This is a genomic window from Sphingobacterium sp. UBA7625 (assembly GCF_002484085.1).
Taxonomy (GTDB): domain Bacteria; phylum Bacteroidota; class Bacteroidia; order Sphingobacteriales; family Sphingobacteriaceae; genus Sphingobacterium; species Sphingobacterium athyrii.
Map to the genome: position 1 here is coordinate 89,552 of NZ_DLJD01000030.1, position 20,058 is coordinate 109,609.

10 protein-coding genes are annotated in these 20,058 nt (G+C 39.6%); 5 read left to right on the forward strand and 5 right to left on the reverse strand.

Annotated elements, in window-relative coordinates:
• Nucleotides 1-92: 92 nt before the first annotated feature.
• The 4 genes from B4G94_RS14115 to B4G94_RS14130 form a co-directional block, all read right to left on the reverse strand.
• The gene (locus B4G94_RS14115; protein WP_286859611.1) at nt 93-3,440 is read right to left on the reverse strand and encodes a SusC/RagA family TonB-linked outer membrane protein; all 3,348 of its coding nucleotides are present in this window, start codon (nt 3,438-3,440) and stop codon (nt 93-95) included.
• A 68-nt stretch (nt 3,441-3,508) separates the two neighbouring features.
• Nucleotides 3,509-4,456, reverse strand: a complete 948-nt coding sequence (locus B4G94_RS14120; protein ID WP_108636040.1) for a FecR family protein — start codon at nt 4,454-4,456, stop codon at nt 3,509-3,511.
• 98 nt (nt 4,457-4,554) lie between these two features.
• Complete coding sequence (locus B4G94_RS14125; protein WP_146191120.1) at nt 4,555-5,082, reverse strand: RNA polymerase sigma factor; 528 nt, start codon at nt 5,080-5,082, stop codon at nt 4,555-4,557.
• 201 nt (nt 5,083-5,283) lie between these two features.
• Nucleotides 5,284-6,747 carry a hypothetical protein gene (locus tag B4G94_RS14130; protein ID WP_286859613.1) on the reverse strand — a complete coding sequence of 488 codons (1,464 nt, stop codon included), beginning with the start codon at nt 6,745-6,747 and terminating at the stop codon, nt 5,284-5,286.
• A 312-nt stretch (nt 6,748-7,059) separates the two neighbouring features.
• On the opposite strand from B4G94_RS14130, the gene B4G94_RS14135 reads away from it, so the two are divergent.
• Nucleotides 7,060-8,160 carry a Fic family protein gene (locus B4G94_RS14135; RefSeq protein WP_286859614.1) on the forward strand — a complete coding sequence of 367 codons (1,101 nt, stop codon included), beginning with the start codon at nt 7,060-7,062 and terminating at the stop codon, nt 8,158-8,160.
• 37 nt (nt 8,161-8,197) lie between these two features.
• Here B4G94_RS14135 and B4G94_RS14140 read toward each other — a convergent pair whose 3' ends face one another.
• Nucleotides 8,198-9,289: a DKNYY domain-containing protein gene (locus tag B4G94_RS14140; RefSeq protein ID WP_286859616.1), complete on the reverse strand. Its 1,092-nt coding sequence runs from the start codon at nt 9,287-9,289 to the stop codon at nt 8,198-8,200.
• Nucleotides 9,290-10,181: 892 nt separating this feature from the next.
• On the opposite strand from B4G94_RS14140, the gene B4G94_RS14145 reads away from it, so the two are divergent.
• From B4G94_RS14145 to B4G94_RS14160, 4 genes are all read left to right on the forward strand, one after another.
• Nucleotides 10,182-11,918 (forward strand): hypothetical protein, encoded by a 1,737-nt coding sequence (locus B4G94_RS14145; protein WP_286859617.1) that lies wholly within the window; start codon nt 10,182-10,184, stop codon nt 11,916-11,918.
• Nucleotides 11,919-11,997: 79 nt separating this feature from the next.
• The gene (locus B4G94_RS14150) at nt 11,998-15,414 is read left to right on the forward strand and encodes a DEAD/DEAH box helicase (protein ID WP_286859619.1); all 3,417 of its coding nucleotides are present in this window, start codon (nt 11,998-12,000) and stop codon (nt 15,412-15,414) included.
• Nucleotides 15,415-15,433: 19 nt separating this feature from the next.
• Nucleotides 15,434-16,105: a hypothetical protein gene (locus tag B4G94_RS14155; protein ID WP_286859620.1), complete on the forward strand. Its 672-nt coding sequence runs from the start codon at nt 15,434-15,436 to the stop codon at nt 16,103-16,105.
• 526 nt (nt 16,106-16,631) lie between these two features.
• Complete coding sequence (locus B4G94_RS14160; protein WP_286859622.1) at nt 16,632-19,883, forward strand: SusC/RagA family TonB-linked outer membrane protein; 3,252 nt, start codon at nt 16,632-16,634, stop codon at nt 19,881-19,883.
• The last annotated feature ends 175 nt before the right edge of the window (nt 19,884-20,058 follow it).

The window sequence follows — 20,058 nt, forward strand, 5'->3', positions numbered from 1 at the left end:
TATTTTCTTTTTTAATGATTGATAAGGAGCTTAACCAAATTGCTATAGAATGAACTATAACCCCTTTCGCTCCTGTTGGCATTATTTTAAGATTAAAAATTGACATTTAGACCGAAGATGAAGCTTCTGGCTTGTGGGTAACGCCCAACGTCAAGTCCGTTGTTATCCATACCGATCTCCGGGTCAAACCCTGTATATTTTGTGAATGTGAACAAGTTGTTTGTGGTGGCATAGACTCTCACGTTCCCGAGCTTAAATTTATCCGCTAAAGATTTTGGAAGAGTGTAGCCTAACGTAACGTTACGGATGCGAAGAAAGGAACCATTTTCGATATAGAAATCTGAAGCATTGAAGTTACCATTAGCGTCCGAACTCGAAATAATCGGAACTTTTCCATTCGGGTTTTCTGGCGACCAAGCATCAAGAATGCCTTCTAATTTATTGTAAGAGGGGCCACTGGCGCTATAGGTTGTTCTCTTGACAGCATTGAACAGCTTGTTGCCTTGTACACCCTGAGCAAAAATATTGAAATCGAAATTTTTGTAATTTGCATTAAAACTCAGACCATAAGAGAAATCTGGATAGGCGCTACCTGCATAATAGCGATCTTCAGGACCAATGGAGCCATTGCCATCGATATCCACAAATTTGAAATCACCGGCTTTTGCATTGGGCTGAATTTTTTGTCCATTGGCATTTTTGTAGTTATCAGCTTCTGCCTGACTTTGAAAGATTCCATCTGTTTTTAATACATAATAGCTGTAAAGTGGTTGGCCCACGGTAATTGTCAGCGGCGCCAATTCATTTCTAAAATTGGTGCCTACAGCAATATTGTTTAGGCCGGGCGCCAATTCTTCAACATTGTTGGTTAATTTAGTTAAGGTAGCATTGATGGAGTACGAAAAGTCCTTATTTTTCGCGCTGCTATAGGTTAGTCCAAGTTCAATGCCTTTATCTTTTACCAATCCACCGTTAATGGTTTGTGTGCTCAAACCCGCTGTTCCCGGAAGTGGTTTGGTCAGGATCATATTATTTGTCTCCTTAATAAAATAATCCGCTACTAAACTCAATCCATTCAAAATGCCGAGATCCAAGCCTATGTTGGTTTGTTTACTTTCGGCCCATCGCATATCCAGATTTGGTAAAACGTTCTGTGCATAGCCATTTTGTAGCTTGGGGTTTTCGCCAAAATAGGCATCTGCGCGGATAAGAAGAGGGTTTACATCCAGTGGATTTAGATTGGCGAGACCACCCAATTTACCATAGCTACCCCGTATCTTAAGTTCATTCAGCCATTCGACAGATTTCAAAAAATCTTCTTTATGCAGGGCCCATCCGGCAGATGTAGAATAATAGTATCGCGTTCTATTTTCTTTCATGGGAATGATAGATGAACCATCCCTTCGGCCAATTAAGGATATTAGGTATTTTTCATCGTAGTTATAATTCGCCCGTAAGAAAAGCGACGAAAGAGCTGTTGCTCCGTATCCGCTTTCCGACGGTTGTATTGTATTGGCGTTATTTAGGTACCTGTATTGTTTGGATTCGTCATCGAATCCTGTGCCTGACGCATACAAAGAAGTGCTTTTGGTTTTTTGAAATGTATAACCACCTGTCAAATCCAGCTGATGAACACCAAATTTGTTTTTGTAACTCAGGACTTGCTCCGCAAGGATGTCATTGATGTCATTCGCTCTTTCGACAAGGCTATTACTCATCACAGGTTTGCCAATTTCAGGACGTTTTGGCGTAAAGCTTTTGTATCTGGAATTGGATTTGGTAATACTTAAATTCGATCGGAATGTTAATCCTTCTGCAAGTTGAATATTTGCATAAGGATTGATGACGAGTACATTGACGGGATTGTTGATGTCGATACGCTTTAATTCAGCCACTGGGTTAATGATATCGCCATAATCACCCGGAAAAGGTCCAGGTAGGCCTGCAAAACTGCCATCGGGATTATAAGGCGTCCCATTGGTTGGGTAATAAATTGCGGAGAGAAGTGCTCCAGTGTAGTCGCTACTCGTATTTGCACCGTTTCCATTGGTGCTGCTATAGGACATATTTTCACCTACTTTCAGCCAAGGGGTAATTTGATGTTCTGAGTTTATCCTGAAATTATAACGTTGTGTTTTGGTATTGAGTACAATACCTTCCGCGTTGCGGTAATTGAAACTCAGATAAAAATTGGATTTTTCATTTCCACCATTGATAGCTGCGTTGTAGTCCTGTAAAGTTGCATTTCTAAAGACCTCATCCATCCAGTTGGTTTTTGTTACAAGTCCATCGGGATACTTGGTCGGGTCGAAGGCAGGCAAGATGGTCGTGCCTCCATTTTTTGCCGCTGTCGCCGCTACTTCTGCACGTTGTTGTGCATTTAGGGGTTTTAATTTGCGCCATGCACTTTGTTGGCCGATTTTGGCATCAACACTGATTTGCATCTGTCCTTTCTTACCTTTCTTTGTTGTGATCAGAACTACACCACCTGAAGCCCTTGCGCCATAGATTGCAGCAGAGGCATCCTTTAACACAGAAATAGATTCGATGTCGTTGGGATTTAATTGTGGTGTGCCTAAGAAAATCGAACCATCAATAACATACAGTACATTTTCACCATTAATACCACCGGCGCCCCTAATATTAATACGTGGGGGTGAAGTTGGATCACCACCTTCGTTGCTCACAATTACACCAGGAGATTTTCCAGCGAGTACTTCACCTACGCTGTTTACTGATCGTGAGGATAATTTATCAAGTGCTACCAGACTTATAGCACCGGTCAACGTTTCTTTTTTCTGAGTTCCATATCCAACAACGACCACTTCTGATAGTGTGGAATTTTCCCCACTTAAGGTCACATTAATAACCTCATTGTCGCCTACAGCGACCTCTTTTGAACGGAAACCGATCATAGAGAACGAGAGTATTGCCTGAGATCCTACTTCAATGCGGAAGGAACCCTGGGCATCAGTAGTGGTTCCAGCTTGTGTTCCGACTACTTTTACGGATACACCGGCAATAGCGGCACCTAAGGTATCTCTGACAATACCAGTAACGATGCTTTGTGCTTTGCTGTTGGCTTGCGTGGTAAGTATAATATGACCATCTTTTTCTACCGCACTGATTCCAAGTTTATTCAACAGTGAACGTACAGATTCCGTTTTGAAATTTCCACTGACAACAGTATTGCGTTCTTGCAGAAGGTCCGGATTGTAGACAAAACTTAGCCCTGAAAGATTCTCCATTTTATGCAGGATCTCTTTAAGTTGCTGTCCCCTGCTTATTTTAATGTTTATCCTACTTTTATCCAATTTTTGAGCCATCCCCGGAGACGCCATCAGTGAACTGCAGAATATGGACGTAATTGAAAATGTTAAGCACGGATACTTCAGGATCCGATAAAAAGAGAGTTCTCTTTTGAGTGGAGGTGTTTTCATTTTTTTGTAATAATTAGGTAATGAATTACGCATGGTGACTAAGATTTTTTGCGGTTATTTTTTATACATTATTTATGGATTTTAAATATCTTATGGTTTTCGGTCGTACTATATTTAATATGGTGTAGGCTACAGAGAATATCCAAAATCTCCTCTGGTTTTTGTGTACTATTGAAGGTAGCTGTAGTTTTTAAAGTGGAAAGTGCTTTGTCTTTCAATACGATTTCGATGTTGTAGACATATTCCAATTGTTGTATCACCCCCCGTAACGATGTCCCATTAAATTCGATTGCCACTGGCGTGGTATCTTTTGTTAAACTGCGGGATGCTTGTTTGGTCTGTGTGCTGTAGCGCAAACTTTGGTTTTTGGTCAGCAAACCCAGGACTTTATCTCCCCGTTGTACGGCAACTTTACCTGTTGCAACGAGTACCTCTACGTTTTGGGAAGCTTGGTATGCTTTAATTCGAAATGATGTCCCAAGCACTTTTACTGCTAGGTCGGAAGCTAACTGTACATGGAAAGGATGCTTTTCATCATGTGCGATCGTAAAAAACGCTTCACCTTCGGCAAGCTCAATTTCGCGTATGTTGCCATTGAATTTACTAGGATAACAGATTTTGGACGAAGGTTCTAGGATGATTTCTGAGCCATCCGTTAGTGTAATTTTTTTACGTTGCCCAGCCTGCGTTGTTGTCACGATTTGCGAAACGGCAGAAACAGTTTGTTCGTTCAGTCGTCCAACAAGGAAGCTTGCGGACACTATGATTAAAACCGCTGCTGCTATTTTCAGAATCGGATAGCGCGAGAAGAAATGCTTTTTGATTTGTTTTTCTGAAATGGCAGACTGAATATTACCTAACAATTTTTCGCGGAGCACAGTTTTGCGCTCTTCCGACACCTTATTCTTTGTATTATCAAGTTGAGCATACCAATCTTCAACCTGTTTGATCTCGGCTGCATTCGCCTCGCCATTTAGATATTTTTGCAGTAGTTGCTTTGCTTTTTCTTCCATCATTTGAATACATGTCACTTCAAATGGCAAATGGTACTAGAGGAAAATATTAGCGTTATATTAATTTTTTGTTAACTACAGATCAATGGATTAGGAAGATGCTAAGAAAGGCTTTTTTTGAGCAGTTTCATCGCCGAGGTAATTTGGTTTTTTACAGTTTGCACGGAGATATTCAACTCAGTAGCTATCTCTTTGATTGATTTCTCTTGCTTGCGGCTCATCAGAACTACTTGCCGCATACGTTCAGGAAGTTGCATTAGAGCTTCTTCAACTTTCTGTTGGGCATCTTGTAGGATGATTTTATCGTCGGCTGCGTCTGCATATTGTTGGTTCATTAGTGTCGCGAATTCCGCTTGATGCCCATTTTTAACCGTATTATTTCTGAAATAATTGATTACCTTGAATTTTACAGCCCCGTGTAGATAGGCTGAGAGATCACCTGAGAGGGCGATCCGTTCACGATTTTCCCAAAGAGAGATAAAAATTTCCTGCGTGATATCCTGAGCTACATTCTCTTCACCAGTTTTTTTTAAAGCCGCATCAAAAATGGTTTCCCAATACAGATTAAAAATCTGTTCCATTGCAAAATGGTCACCTTTCTTTAATAATGCTATTAATATTTCGCTCACAGGATCAATTTGATTGGACAAAACTAGTAACCGTATGTTCCTTTAAAGTTAATAAATCTTAAAGAGTATATTTTGTCTGCTATGGATTAATCCTGTAAATTTATTTTTAAATTATTTCGTATTTCGAACCCCGTTTGTGTATCATATCACAACGGGGCTTTTATTGATAAAAAGCTTTTAAAAGGCGACGAAGGAAAGAAGCTATTCCTTGTACTCTTTTCCGGTATAGATATCTATGTAATAGTAATTCTCTCTATTTTCCGCGCCTTTTACCCGTACCAGACCACTTGGGTTGATTGTGCCATAGCTTTTGGTCCCGATCTGCTGTTTCGTTTTATTATTGTACAACGTAAAAGGGCCATCTTTTTGTATCTGTAAGGAAAAGATCTGTTGTTTGCCATCCAAGATATCAATATGCTGAAAATTTGGCAGTAGATCCCATGTTTTGGTCTTAGCATTCCAGAGGCCCATGGTGGGATCCTGCTCACCTTTTTTGACGTTGATGAGGTATAATGCTTCGGTTTGATAGACGTATTTTATTTTTCCCGTTTTCCAATCTTTTTCAAGGGTGTTCTTTGTAAACAACATATGTTTATCCGGCCAGACCAGATAACCTACCTGATCCAAAATAAAGAAATCCTTAACGTTGATTTTATCCAATAAATTGCCATCCTTGTCAAGATACAGCCAGTCATAAGCCCATACCTCGTGGTCATAATTAAATCTCCCCAAAATAAAGTAAGGTGAATTATTGACAGAATACACGAGAGAAACTTCTTTCAGGAAAGCCAGCTGTGCTGCAGTAGCCTGTTTGATCTGTTTTGGCAAAGCTTTCTCATATTGCGGGAAAACATAGATGGCACCTGTGTTGTTGTCTTTTAACAATTTGGGCACTGTTGGTTTGTAGCGATCCTGATTGATGGAATCCAACTGTAAGGGCTGGCCGTTCCAAAGCAAGTCTATTTTATCGACACCGACCAGATTGGAAAAAATAGGCCGCTTATGTTGAATATCGTAGATCTCAAAACGATTTTCAGCAGGGGGAATATATCGGCCATTTTCCAAAAGCATATCAATTTTTGTACTAAGCTTTTTTAAATGCTGTTTTTTTAGTTCATAAAGATCCCCATTTAGGACGAAATGTTTATCATCCAGATTGTATGCAGCCGAACTGTATTCGTTTTCGTCGTAGGGAACATCTTTGTCCAACAGGATCTGATCGGTTTCAAGCACACGGACTTCTACCTTAACATAGGTCGCTGTTTTCTTTACGCCACCACCCATGATATTCCAGTTCCAGTTCCAGAAAGGCAGTTTTTTCTCATGCTCCCGACGTTTCATAAGGAGCGTCACTTCGCCTAATGGTTGTAACCCAAGATCTGTATTGGAATAATTTTCGATAAAATCTCCCTTTGAATTAATTAAAGCCTGCTGGTGCTTCTCATTGGAGACGATAGCGTAACCAGTTGGGGTAAAGGGTTCGGCTCCGTAGAATTTTTGTGTCAGCTGCTGCTGGAGCGAACTGTCCACATAGACGAATTGTTTGTCCTGGGTCTGCATCGGAATCCAATGGATGGATTTCAAGGATGGATTTATGGTGGATTCTTGTGCACAGGCTGTCATACAAAGAATGGATATTAAAACTACTATTATTGATTTGATCATCTTTTTTCTTTTTAATTGAAAGCGTTAGCTGTTAAAAGAGCAACGAAAAGCTTCGTATATACTCATTATGCCAATGCAACGCTTTATGATAGGATTCATGTTAAATACAGGGATCCTGAGGCTAAAGTAGACGAAAAAAGCTTTTGGAAAAATAGCCGAATTCAGTGATTATAAAGCGACCTGATTGGTTGCTGGACAGCCAGATTAAGTCCGTTTGTCCCTGCATTATTTTTTTCGATGAGCCGATTAAATTGGTTAATCGGCTCAAAATTTACTTATATTTGAGCCGATTAGAATTTAAAATCAGCTCAAATGTATAACTGGCAATATAAAGAATGGCCCCATTTCAGATATAGTATCGAAGAGATTCTACCTATAGCTGTTGCATTTGCTAAAGAAATGGGAGAGCTAAATGGTTTGTTAACAGGATTAAATGCGGAACTAAAACAGGAAGCATTTGTGGAGATTCTGATCGCTGAGGCAATGAAAACTTCAGAGATCGAGGGCGAATATATGAGTAGAGAGGACGTGATGTCCTCCATCAAAAGAAATCTCGGTATTAAAGATGACGTAGTCGTTCATGACCAAAGAGTTACTGGTGTTGCGAAATTGATGACAACCGTACGGGAGAGTGCGGTAAAAGAATTAAGCGTCGATTTGATCCAGGAGTGGCATGCCATACTTATGGCAGGATTTCCGAAAATTAATGCGGGAGTATGGCGTACAGGTGATGAACCTATGCAGATAATTTCAGGCTCGTATGGTAAAGAAGTTGTCCATTATGAAGCTCCTCCATCTGTTGTTGTTCCAAAAGAGATGGAGCAACTGGTTCACTGGTTTAAATCCTATGAAATTAAAGAGTCGGAGTATATTATTGGCGCCCTGATCAAGACAGCTATTGTCCATTTGTATTTTGAATCTATTCATCCTTTTGAAGATGGGAATGGACGGATCGGAAGAGCGCTGGCAGAATACACTTTATCCAATACATTACAGGCTCCTGTCTTGTTGTCGATATCAAAGACTATTGAAAAAAATAAGCAGGCTTATTATGATAATCTAAAAATTGCTCAGGCTAGTTTGGATATCACAGGTTGGATAGGCTATTTTACCCAAGTTATTTTAGAATCTCAAAAAGAAGCAAAAGAACTGATTGAGTTTACAGTAATAAAAGCAAAGTTTTTTGATCGAAACAGGGATTTATTGAATGAGCGGCAAATGAAGGTTATTAATCGTATGCTAGAACAGGGGATTGAAGGATTTGTCGGTGGTATGACAGCAAAAAAGTATATGTCCATTACGAAGACCTCAAAAGCTACTGCAACAAGAGATCTGCAATACCTGCAAGAGCAAGGTATAGTTGAACAAATTGGGCTTGGAAGATCCGTACGTTATGAACTTATACTTCATTAGACGACCGATTTTAAAAGAATAGATTCAAGCGATAGCATCATTTCTTCTCTACCGGAATGAGTTCGGCTCCTCCCTCTTTGGGCCGGTACCAGTACTTGTGGCCCAGATCATCTTCGAAATCATGATTTGTTTTTGATTTATCTACAACTCTGAAACTTTTGACATCGGGGCCTTCAAAAATTTTATCGCCGACGAAAATATGTCTGGCGTCTTTGGCGACAGCACGTTTAAGAACTTCAAAAGTTTTTGGGTCTGCCTCTGTCAGGAGCTGTTCATTATAATAAATATGATTTTTGTCTCTGGACCAAAAAGAGTTTCCACCAATTCCTTCCAATATTTTAAAACTGCCGGCATCAACATCAGCGAATTCAAATTTCTTTCCTTCAATGAGAACTAATTGATCAATAATGATTGATTTTTTGTCTAACAATTTGATTTTATTGGCCGATGGCAAAGTCGTTTCAAGTACGCCGATATTCTGATAAGGTTCGTAATAAAGCAATGTTTTACCATCTATAATGAGGTATTCGCTGTTGAGTACATTAATCTTGTCCGTTGTGTAACTGAGCGGATTGATACTTTTCTCCGTGACCACATAGAGCCTATTCTTGTCTTTTACAAAATTTTTATTCAAAATTTTAAATGAGGCGTAGTCAACCGCTAATGGTTGGGCCTTGTAGAAATAATGTGATTTATCTTTAGATAGGGATGCGACCGAATCATACAGCGTAGTATACGTTTCGGGATCCGCACCTGTAATGACGGTGAGTTGTTGTTTGCTGCATGCTCCTGTAGCTGATGGAGAGCCATTGAAATCGAATACGTGAGACTGATCGATGGGAATTTTTCCTTTCAATCGAAAGGTCTTTGCATCAACGAATTGTTGTGGACAACCCATAAAATAGATCTTGTCTTTATCACGTGCATAGACGCCTTTGATCACAGAAAAACTATTTACATCTGCTTCCGTCTTTCTTGAACCGCGTTCAAAACCATTACCTCCGGGGATAAAATAGATCGCTCCACTTTTTTTATAATAGTCTTCAGACAAAGGGCTGACCTGCTCTTTGCAGGAGAAGAACAAGCCAATGCATGTGCTTAGAATTCCCATTTTAAAAATATTTTTCATACTCTCCTCTATATGATTTTCTCCCTGATGATGTATTGCCACTCGTAGATATAGTGAACAGCAAAATCAATCCAATCGGGAATGGATTAAGTTTTATTCCGGCTTGTTAGACGCTATAATTCTTCAAAACGGTACTATTTTAATCTACTATAAAAATACGATGCTATGACATCGCACGCGACAGCGGTTTACAATTCGCTAATGGCTATTTATGATTCGTTTATGATAAATTACATAACCTTATGAGCTTATGTTCCCGCTCTCGCAATTTACGCTTAAACATAACAATAATTAGCACATATTTCCTGATCGAAGGAGTGCGATAAACGGGACGTCAAAACCGGATGAGGCACCCTTGTCGTACTGACTAAGTATAGATTAAGTACTGATTCGATATCGATAAAGGATCTCATTGGGTATGGATATCATAATTTGAGCGGTGCTACAACATATACGCTAATGGCGACAGCTCTAGCGAAAGAAAGGTATGCTATTCGTGGCGAAACCATTTTATTCTAAAATATTTGTGTGATATATTTTTAATTACTACATTTGTATATATAAACTATATAAATGTATTGCAATAGTGTTTTTTGAATAATGTAAAACACGAATAACTTATCTGTCTCTTTGTCGGCATACAGATAGCTATCTTTCATCAGTATATTTGAAATTTCAATACGATTTTTATGTTGATTGCCGACCTTTCCTAAAATAAACCAAGGTGCAAACGCAAATGTATGTTACCTGTTGATTTTCTATTTAATCACCTTGGTAGTTGCTTCTGATTTTTTTTCAATATAACTATTGTTTTTTTACAATAATTGGTTGTAACCATTTGTTGTTCAGTAGGCTGTATATTGTGAAATTTTACACTTATTAAGTCATTATTATGGAAATTAATAACCAATTGATTATCGACCGTTTATCCCAACGTATGGATCTCGATCGGGTTTATCTCGTTAAATATCAGTTTTTGGATCAGGAATATCAGCACCTGGTTTTGACGCTTAAGCCTGTGAGCGGCCTTTCACATAAGATATTAAAACCTATTGTGGAATTATGTCTGTTGGATCAGGAACGTATCTCATTTGAGTTGATTTTTACCCCTGAACTGAAAAATAAAATCAAGATGGGAAGTTTATTCTATTGTTATGCGGCTTTGCCCAAGCATGAGATTTTTAGTTCCGGTGAAAACAATACCGCAATCAGTAAACCGAAAGAGATAAGGGGTATACTGGATCTCTCCGATAAGCATTATCAAAAAGTGCTGGCTGCTTCCGCTGAATTTTTACAGGCGGCACAGACATTTGCCGGTACAGCAAACTATCTCCGTGCATTATTTATGGTCCATCAAAGTCTGGAAAGCCATTTAAAATTGCTGCAGGTGATGGTGGAGGGGAAAGGAAATAATGTACACAGTCTGGACAGTAGGATAAGAAGCCTCGATACACACTTTTCGATGTTTAAAAAAGTATTTATGGGTGAGGGAGATGAAGAGAAAGAGCGCTTCCGCTTATTGGATACTTCCTTTAATGCCGTCAATCAAAATAGAGATCTGGAGATTTCTGCCATAGCGGCTTCACAGTTATACGATCATTGTGCCGTCATGCAGGCGGCGATAGAAAAACTCTTCCGTTACTTTATGGAGGAATTGCAGGCTGAATACGAAAAGAATTTGGCGACTGAAGCGGCCGTTCAGGCGGAGCTTGCAAAGACTAAATTGGTGAAAGAAGAAAAAGTTAAAATTGCACAGCAGGAAACGTTGGTCCCTCCATCTACTTTTCACAAATTCCCTTGGCCTGAACAATATCAGTCCGATATACAGCAACTCCTTTATCAGATCCTCAGGGACAATCAGGTTGAACAGATGATGTTACTCAATTATTATGTGAGTAAAACTCATGGTAAGGGATTATTCGACTATCCCCAAAAAGATGTTGGAAATGTCAGCATTTACATAGTTGTTATTAAAAAATGGGTTGGACAATGTTACTTCCGTAAAGCTTCTTTTGGTCGGGCGACAGCAGTTATTTCATTTTTAAGCAGCAGCTTTATCGCAGCGAAATTAAATATAGGAAGTCGCTTTTCGCACACGATCTGGAATGACTCTGTTGTCCTTTACCGCAATCCACGCTATAAGCCGACATATTCGCTAACTCCTGTAAATTGGCCCGATACGCTGTTGAAAACGACAAATGTCTGGACACGTAATGCAAAGCTCATGCACGATCTGCTGGCCATATTTTCTGATGCTCGTCCTTCGAACAAGCAAGTGGCGGTGCTGTTGTTAAGTCAGTTGATTCTAATAGGAATACATAGCTACCTCTACCTACGGATCGGTTACACGCCAATGAATGCAACGTTGGAGGAGTTGGTCGAATGGAGCTGTATCTGTGATAAAAAAGTAAGCGATTTTTTTACCTCAAATGAACCTGCCGAAGCTCTATTGTACCAAGAGCTATTAAAAGATATGAAAGGGCGGATACATGAGCTGCCTCCTGAATTGAACCAGCTGGAAATGGAGTACTTTAAATCCAACGCTAATCGGATTGTAGTCTTTTTTGCTGATCTGTGCGAGCAGAGTTTAAGATATATGGAAATGAAATCGGGAATTAAAATAAATTGAAGCTCACAATAAAAGGCTAGATGCTTATCTAGGTATGGTAGACTGATAATGTTAAACCAGTATAACTAAACATAAATCAATGAAAGATAAAATAGATGTAACGATACCATGGCAAAACATGGATGATAAGTCCATGTCGATCGTTTATCTTAAAAGTTTTTTTTACGAAAAATCTGCAAGATTTGATTGGGATTTTAGAATGCTTCTAGAAGAAAGTGTTTTTAATAATGTGTATTTATTTGAGCATGTCTCCAAGGAAAATATTCGTGTGTTAATCACTTTGAGCCCTAAGCATTTAAAAGTAAATTGTTCTTGTGGACGAACAAGCGCCACATTATGCGAACATGCCTATAGTTTATTGCGGGAAAAATTAAGTGGGAATAAACGCTATTTTTTTTATTTGTATGATCCTAAATGGTTTTTACCACATACTAACCAACGTAAGCTATTCAATTTGTCTATTAAGAACGAGCGAAAAGGGCTGACAAAAATTAACATCAACGCAACAGCTGATTACGGTAGCATTTATGGTTTTCACAAACCGTCCGAGCTATGCCATACTGCTAGTGATAAAATCAATCCAATTACAGCTCCAATTTCGAAGTCAAAAGGCAGATTTATTGTTGCAATTCCGATCAATAATACGATTGATCAAATCCCTTTTTTGCTTCCGTTTTTAAGCGAAGAAAAGAAAAAAAATGTTTTTAAAGAGAGCTATTTGTTACAGGAAGATATGCCACATCCAGAAGACCTCAGCTGTCATGAGATGCTGCTTGATTCCGTAGCAAAAAAAATGATGAAGTTGGGAGCTACCGCATTTAGATTTAATGGAGACAAGGAACTTTCATTTGTTGAACAGACTGAAAGGAGCTATCAGTTAATGGATTTGTGGAGAGATCTTGTTTCAAATGTATTGTGTCATGATGAAGTGATCTTCTTTTATTCTCAGCAAAACAATTTTGGTCTTAAGCACGCTCAGTTCCGATATAGCTCCAGTCTCAATCAATCGCGTAAACTGAAAATTGCTAACGGTGATCTTAAGCTTAGGATTCAGGTCGTTGAGAGTCAGGAGGGGTTGCTGATGGAGATACTCGCCTATTACAAAGGTAATGTGTTGAAGAAAATCAATCTTTTGAGCGATATCCATGGCTTCTTTTTAGAACTTAGCACTAAAAACGTACTTTTTGTAGACGATTTGGCCGCGGGGAAACTTTTGAATCAGTTTCGACATTCAGCATTTAAAATTTTTGTTTTGCGCCAGGATATTAGCAAGTTCTACGCGGAAATCTTGCATCCGATAGCTCAGAATTTCCCTATCGAATACCGCGATGAGAGACCTCAGGTTTTAACAACTGACAAGAGGACAGAACAAATAAAACTATTGGAGGTGTCTCTTCACGACGATGTCTTAGTATTAAAGGCATTTATAGATTTCGGTACTCTCACTTTGCCTATTATAGAGATGCCCAGTACGACTGTTTTAACTTATATGGATAATAAAATCCTTGTTCAGGAACGAAACATAGATGATGAACTGGCCTTTGGAAATTTTATCAAAAGTCAACATGAAGTTTTTCAAGAACAGGCTGCTCCACATACATGGAAATTGCGAACATCTCTGATTTCCCGAACGAACTGGATAACAAATCTCCGTAAAGCATGTCGTGATCATCAAATCAAGTTCAAGCTTTCAGGCGTAGTAAAAGGGGCTAATTACTATCCTTTCTCTTTAAAGTGGGAAGTGGTAGAGATAAAGTCTGAATCCAATTTACTATATGTCAACATAAAGTTCAAAGTTGGTGAGTTAATATTGGAACCTAGTGGGATGGAGCCCTATTTATTTGAAAAGAAAAATTGGTTCAAAATTGACAATGGGGATTATCTCTATATAAGCGACTCTTTGAAATCACTCTTTATCCCTCTGTTTGGTCAGGCACGTATAGAAGACCCATATATCATTTTGACCTCAGCGCAATTGATATCTTTTCAAACACAATTGGAAAAGATAGATCCTAGGATTATTAATGATAGTACAAGAGAACGGAGAGATAAATTGGCCAATATGACAGAAATACCTATGTTAGATGTTCCAGATACTGTAAAAGCAACGCTGCGCCCTTATCAATTGGTTGGTTTTAGTTGGCTGGGATTCTTGCAAGAATTTCAATGGGGTGGTATTCTGGCTGATGATATGGGGCTTGGAAAAACCCTACAAGTCATTACTTTATTGGAATACTATTATCAGAAGAATCCAGAGGCAGACTCTTCCATTGTTATTGTTCCCAATTCTTTGCTATTTAATTGGCAAAATGAACTTAAACGGTTTGTTCCGGAGCGGAATTATCATGTGTACCACGGTACTAAAAGAAAGGAGCTGGAAAATTTATCAAAAGCATCAATCGTACTTACAACCTATGGAACAGCGATGGCGGACTTTTCTTTTCTTCAATCTCAATCATTCAGTTATATGGTTCTGGATGAATCCCAGATGATAAAAAACAGGAATTCTAAGCGATTCGAATATTTATTTTCTATCAAAGCTTCATTTCGTATTGCGATGACTGGTACACCAATTGAAAACGGTATTCAAGATATCTATGCACAAATGACCATGGTTAATCCTGGTTTTTTTGGGAATTATAGAAATTTTAATAAAATGTTTAAGTCTTTGGGAGATGTGGAGGAAGCCGATGTGCCAATAATGAATCTGCAAAAGATGATTGAACCATTTATTCTTAGGCGAACAAAAAAACAGGTTGCATTGGATCTGCCTGAGAAGACAGAAACCGTACTTTATTTGGATATGACTCCCGAGCAAAGGCGGATATACGATCGGTTTAGAAAGATCTTCAAAGGGGAAATCGAAGATAATTTGGCTAATTCTGATTCTTCAAAATCCAAATTCTTAGCGATTGAGGCTTTGCAGAAATTACGGCAGCTGTGTAATTCGCCTGTATTAATGAAGGATGGCGATTTTTCCAATGAATCCGTTAAGCTGGATTTTATTGATGAAATCATGGAAGAAGTAGCTCCGAATCATAAGGTTCTTCTCTTTTCATCATATACCTCCATGCTCAAGCTTATCGCCGATAGGATTGAAAATTGTGGTATGGGGTATGCTTACCTCGATGGTAAAATGAACCAGGAGCAACGGCAATCAGCAGTTGAAACATTTCAAAAGGTTGATACTTGCCGTGTTTTTCTGATCAGTCTAAAGGCCGGAGGAACTGGCCTGAATCTGACAGCTGCGGACTATGTGTATATTTTGGATCCTTGGTGGAATCCAGCGGCTGAAGCCCAAGCGATCGACCGTTGCTATCGCATTGGACAAGATAAGCATGTGATGGCCTATAAGATTGTTTGTCGAGACTCTGTCGAAGAGCGAATCCTAGAACTTCAGGACAGTAAAAAAAGAATGGCTGAGGGTGTAATCTTGGACGAAGCCAATCTGATGAAATCCATTAGTAAAGAAGAACTACTGAAATTATTCGAGTAACCAATTATAAACTTAACTTATGAATAACGAATCTACAATAAAAACTTCCTGCTCCGGAATGATGTATTCACATGATTTCCAGCTTTGGTATACGTATCTCAGAAGGAGGATTAATAAAGAGTGGCGACCCGAGGAGCTCTCGTTCTTACTGGGCAAGCCCGATCATGCCTATCTCGATTTTGAGAAAATGTTTCAGGTCCAGAAGTTTTTAACACAGGAATCTATTTTACTGGATCGGATATATGCGAGTTCACACATAGAAGCCATGGAATTCCATCGCGAAGAATTTGAAGTTTCCCAGGAGCGTTTGGTACGTCTTAAAATCGAAGAGGATGAGGTGAAATGGAGTTATTCCATTGAGGTGCCTTGGACCTTTTTAACGGGTAAAAAAAAGCCACCTGCGCCAGAATTACAATTTGAAGAATGGAAAGCTGAGAAAGATCTTCAACTTGAATCGGATGCCATGCTCCATGTCCGACAAAAACTAGAAGCATTACTGGAGAATAATTACTTCGAAAATGGTGCCACAGCGTTGCAAATGTTTCGAGAGGTCGAACATACCGGTCTTGTTCATTTAAAGATTTTACCTCGACATCTCAAAAATGTCCTGTATAACTTTATTCAGCAAAACAAACTTGTTGTTAGAAATATCGAAAATAGTTATTCTTTTTTATTGCCGGATTTTCAGTAAGCTAGCCACAAACAGTATTTATTAAATGGCTGGCACTGAGTAAAAAAAAACAATCATTATATTTATTCCAATGAATACAATGATTCCTGGCAATAGAACATTAATGGTACCAACCATTTTGAAAGGAGTGGCTGGTACCATTTGTATTTTTGCTATTTTGACTGTCATTTCTTATCAGAATGACCAACCTGTGGATGGCAAGTTAACAATAGGATTTCCTTGAGAATTTTATTCAAGCGGTACAGGGTACAATGTCGAAAACGATGAATATGCCACCTTCGAAAATTTTGAACCACCCAAACTGATCGGTAATGTCCTTTTTGCAGTAGTTATGTATATACTGTTGCGGTTGTTGCTTCGCGCGCGCTTCGCTAAGAAGAGGAGCTAACTGCTTTTACTAGTGTTATCCTATTGTTAAGTTTATATTGTTTGCTAACTCGGTTTAGTTAAAAACTATTAACCTTTTATTGATACTACCTTCATATTGCATTTGTAACCTTGTACCCATAAATCAAATGCACTACTTATGAAAATTAAAGCCAACAATGTCTTTTGGTTGTTATGTGCCATTGCAGCGAGCTCACCCGCTGTTCAAGCCAGACCGCTCACACTAACCGAAGCCCAGTTCCCGCGGGTACAACATCCCGTTAGAGGCCGTGTGGTCGATGCACAGGGAAATGCAATTTCGGGAGCAACGATCCTAAATCTAAAAACAAAAAAATCAGCTCAGTCTGATGAGCAGGGAAACTTTCAGATTGACGCACAGATCGGTGATCAACTCAGTATTTCCTATGTGGGATTTAGTAGCCTTGTACAGACAGTTGGGCAATCCAAGGGGCAGATCTTCGCACTACAAACGAGTGAAAACACGCTTGAAGAGGTGACGATTTCAATCGGTTACCAGAGAATACGAAAATCTGATGTTACTGGTGCCATTGCAAGTGTGAAGGCTGAAGAATTAAACCTCAGTGCACCAAAACTATCCCAGGCTTTAGTTGGTAAAGTAGCCGGGGTACAGGTGATGCAAACAAGCGGCGCTCCGTACGATGGAACCAAAATGCGTGTCCGCGGTATGGGATCGATCAACGCAGGTTCGGATCCTCTTTACGTCATTGATGGTTACCCATCAGGAAACAATTTAAATATTAATCCTAATGATATAGAATCTTTCGATGTTTTAAAGGACGCTGCTTCTGCTGCGATCTATGGATCCCGTGGTGCTGGCGGGGTCGTATTGATTACAACCAAACGTGGCAAGGAAGGTAAAAGTAATGTGGATTATGAAGTATTGGGAGGCTTTGGTCAGCTTTCCAAGAAAATAGACGTCTTAAATTCAGAACAATTTATTGATCTCCTGATTGATGGCCGTAATAATTCCTATAAAGACCTTCTAGCAGCGAAAGGGATCGCCTGGAGTGATAGTAGGCGCTTTGATGATAATAAAACGCGTATCGCCAATGTCGGAAATGCAGGCTCGGTGAGTATTCCTGAAGACTATTATGACTTTGCTTCCGGTACCGCAAAAAAAGCGAAATATGATACGGATTGGCAGGATGCCCTTTACCGGAATGCGCCTTTCCAACGTCATAATCTCTCTACCTATGGCGGTAACGAAAAAAATCGCTACTTCCTGAGTGGCTCGTATCAGAATCAGCAAGGGATCATGCTTGGGACGGATCAAAAAGTCTTTAATTTCCGCGCCAATATTGATAGCAAGGTAAGCAAAAGATTGACCGTTGGCGCAAATGTTTCTTTTACATATAATGACAACAACGAGGTGACGACAGGACGTTACGACAGAAGCCCGTCAATGGCGGCATTAATTTATTTGCCGACCCTCCCTGTTTATAACGAAGATGGAACCTATGCCAAATACCTGATGGCTGATCTGTCGGCAAATAATTATGGTATTCAGAATCCAGAAAACCCACTGGCCTATGTTACTGAGATTAAAAACAACCGTCGTGGAAAGAGGGGGATATATAATGTCTTTGCTGATTTTTCCATTATTGATGGCCTAAATCTTAAAGTAAACGGTGGATTGTCTACTTATGACGAGAAGTATGATTATTTCCGTCCGACAAGTATATCCGATGGAAATAACAAACCGTTTTCACCACAGGCAATTTCTGCAGCCTACGCAGATGCCAAGACAAAAAATGAACTGGATAAATTGCTAGAAACAACATTAAACTATAACAAGACTTTCGGTGAGAAACATCAGGTATCTGCATTATTGGGTTATTCGGCTCAACGAACGGATTACGATTATCAAGGTGTGCGGGCCAACGGCTTTAATAACAATGCGATTGGCGAAATTACCGATAAGGGAGCCGATCCTTCTAATTTCCAATTGTTAAAAGACGATACTTTCAAACGTACGACAACGCTTCAGTCTTATTTTAGCCGCGTAAACTACAGTTTTGATTCGAAATATTTCCTTTCGGCATCCATTCGTACAGATGGTTCCTCACGCTTCGGGCCAAATAACAAATGGGGAACTTTCCCATCGGTTTCAGCTGGATGGACGGTCTCCAAAGAGGAGTTTTATACAGATTGGTTAGGACAACAATCGACAGTCAAACTAAGAGCGAGCTGGGGACGTAGTGGAAATAATAATATTGGTGACTATCGCGCGATTTCCATTATCAACTCGCCAGCGGGAGTTATTCTTGGCGATAAAGTGGAAACTTCCTATACCGCAGGTGATCTACTCGATCCAAAATTGAGCTGGGAAACAACTTCACAATACAACGCCGGTCTGGATCTGGGTTTGTTGAAAGGCCGACTCAACATTATGACCAACTTCTACCTAAGCCGTTCCTTTAATTTATTATTCAACCAGCCACTCACCGCTGTATCTGGATCAACAACGATCTTGACCAATCTGCCAAATTCGAAGGTTCAGAATAAAGGTTTTGATGTACAGATTGATGCAACACTGATTCGAAAAAATGAATTTGAATTGGGATTCAGCGGAAACATTAATGTTAACAGAAATAAGGTGCTTGATCTAGGAGGTGCTTCTACCATCCTGACGAATGGCGCTGAACGCTCTTACTTAACGCATATCACACAAGAAGGAAGTCCAATTGGTATGTTCTATGGTTTTAAAGTTCTTGGCGTGGCAACAGCGGAAAACTATAAAACTGTCGCACCTTCAGCGGCTTCAACAACTCCGCTACAACCCGGAGACCTTTATTTTGAAGATGTAGATGGCAATGGTGTAGTCAATGATGCCGATAAACGGGTGATCGGCAATCCGCATCCTAATTTTACCTATGGCTTTGCCTTCAACGCACGCTATAAGGCATTCGATCTACGCGCATCATTTAATGGCTCCCAAGGGAATAAAGTGCTGGATGGCTATGATTATTACCTCTACAATATGGAAGGCTCCGGCAATCAATATGCGGATGTCGCACAACGCTACCGTTCGGCTCAAAATCCAGGAAATGGAAAAGTGTACCGTGCATCGCGTGGCGGTACGCAAAGTAACAGTACGCGTCTTTCCGATTTTTATCTGCAGGACGGTTCATTCTTGCGTATGACAAATATTGCTCTGGGGTACAATCTTCCCAAAAGCCTTGCAGAAAAATTAACACTTTCTGGGGTAAGGGTCTATGCTACAGTGGACAATCCATTTACGATTTCTAAATACAAAGGCTACAATCCGGAACCGGATTATAATCAACGCGGCAACCTGACACCAGGTGTGGATTATGGGCTTTATCCATTGGTGAGATCGTATAACCTTGGTGTGAAAGTAACGTTCTAATGGTTTGACCGAGGAGCTATTGTGCATACAGGCATATTAGGGAAAAAAACCCATCAATAGCTTCGTCTTTATAAATAATAGCCTTGCAAACCTCGCTTTGAAACGAGGTAGGCAGGAAAAAATAAAAAATAACAGGATGAAAAAAAGATATATATTACCCTTTGTTTTGTTGGCA

Bases quoted from the DNA above. Each gene is read 5' to 3' on its own strand.
- B4G94_RS14145 (WP_286859617.1), top strand. From the start codon at position 10,182: ATGGAAATTAATAACCAATTGATTATCGACCGTTTATCCCAACGTATG.
- B4G94_RS14130 (WP_286859613.1), bottom strand. From the start codon at position 6,747: ATGATCAAATCAATAATAGTAGTTTTAATATCCATTCTTTGTATGACA.
- B4G94_RS14160 (WP_286859622.1), top strand. From the start codon at position 16,632: ATGAAAATTAAAGCCAACAATGTCTTTTGGTTGTTATGTGCCATTGCA.
- B4G94_RS14155 (WP_286859620.1), top strand. From the start codon at position 15,434: ATGAATAACGAATCTACAATAAAAACTTCCTGCTCCGGAATGATGTAT.
- B4G94_RS14120 (WP_108636040.1), bottom strand. From the start codon at position 4,456: ATGATGGAAGAAAAAGCAAAGCAACTACTGCAAAAATATCTAAATGGC.
- B4G94_RS14140 (WP_286859616.1), bottom strand. From the start codon at position 9,289: ATGAAAAATATTTTTAAAATGGGAATTCTAAGCACATGCATTGGCTTG.
- B4G94_RS14135 (WP_286859614.1), top strand. From the start codon at position 7,060: ATGTATAACTGGCAATATAAAGAATGGCCCCATTTCAGATATAGTATC.
- B4G94_RS14150 (WP_286859619.1), top strand. From the start codon at position 11,998: ATGAAAGATAAAATAGATGTAACGATACCATGGCAAAACATGGATGAT.
- B4G94_RS14115 (WP_286859611.1), bottom strand. From the start codon at position 3,440: ATGAAAACACCTCCACTCAAAAGAGAACTCTCTTTTTATCGGATCCTG.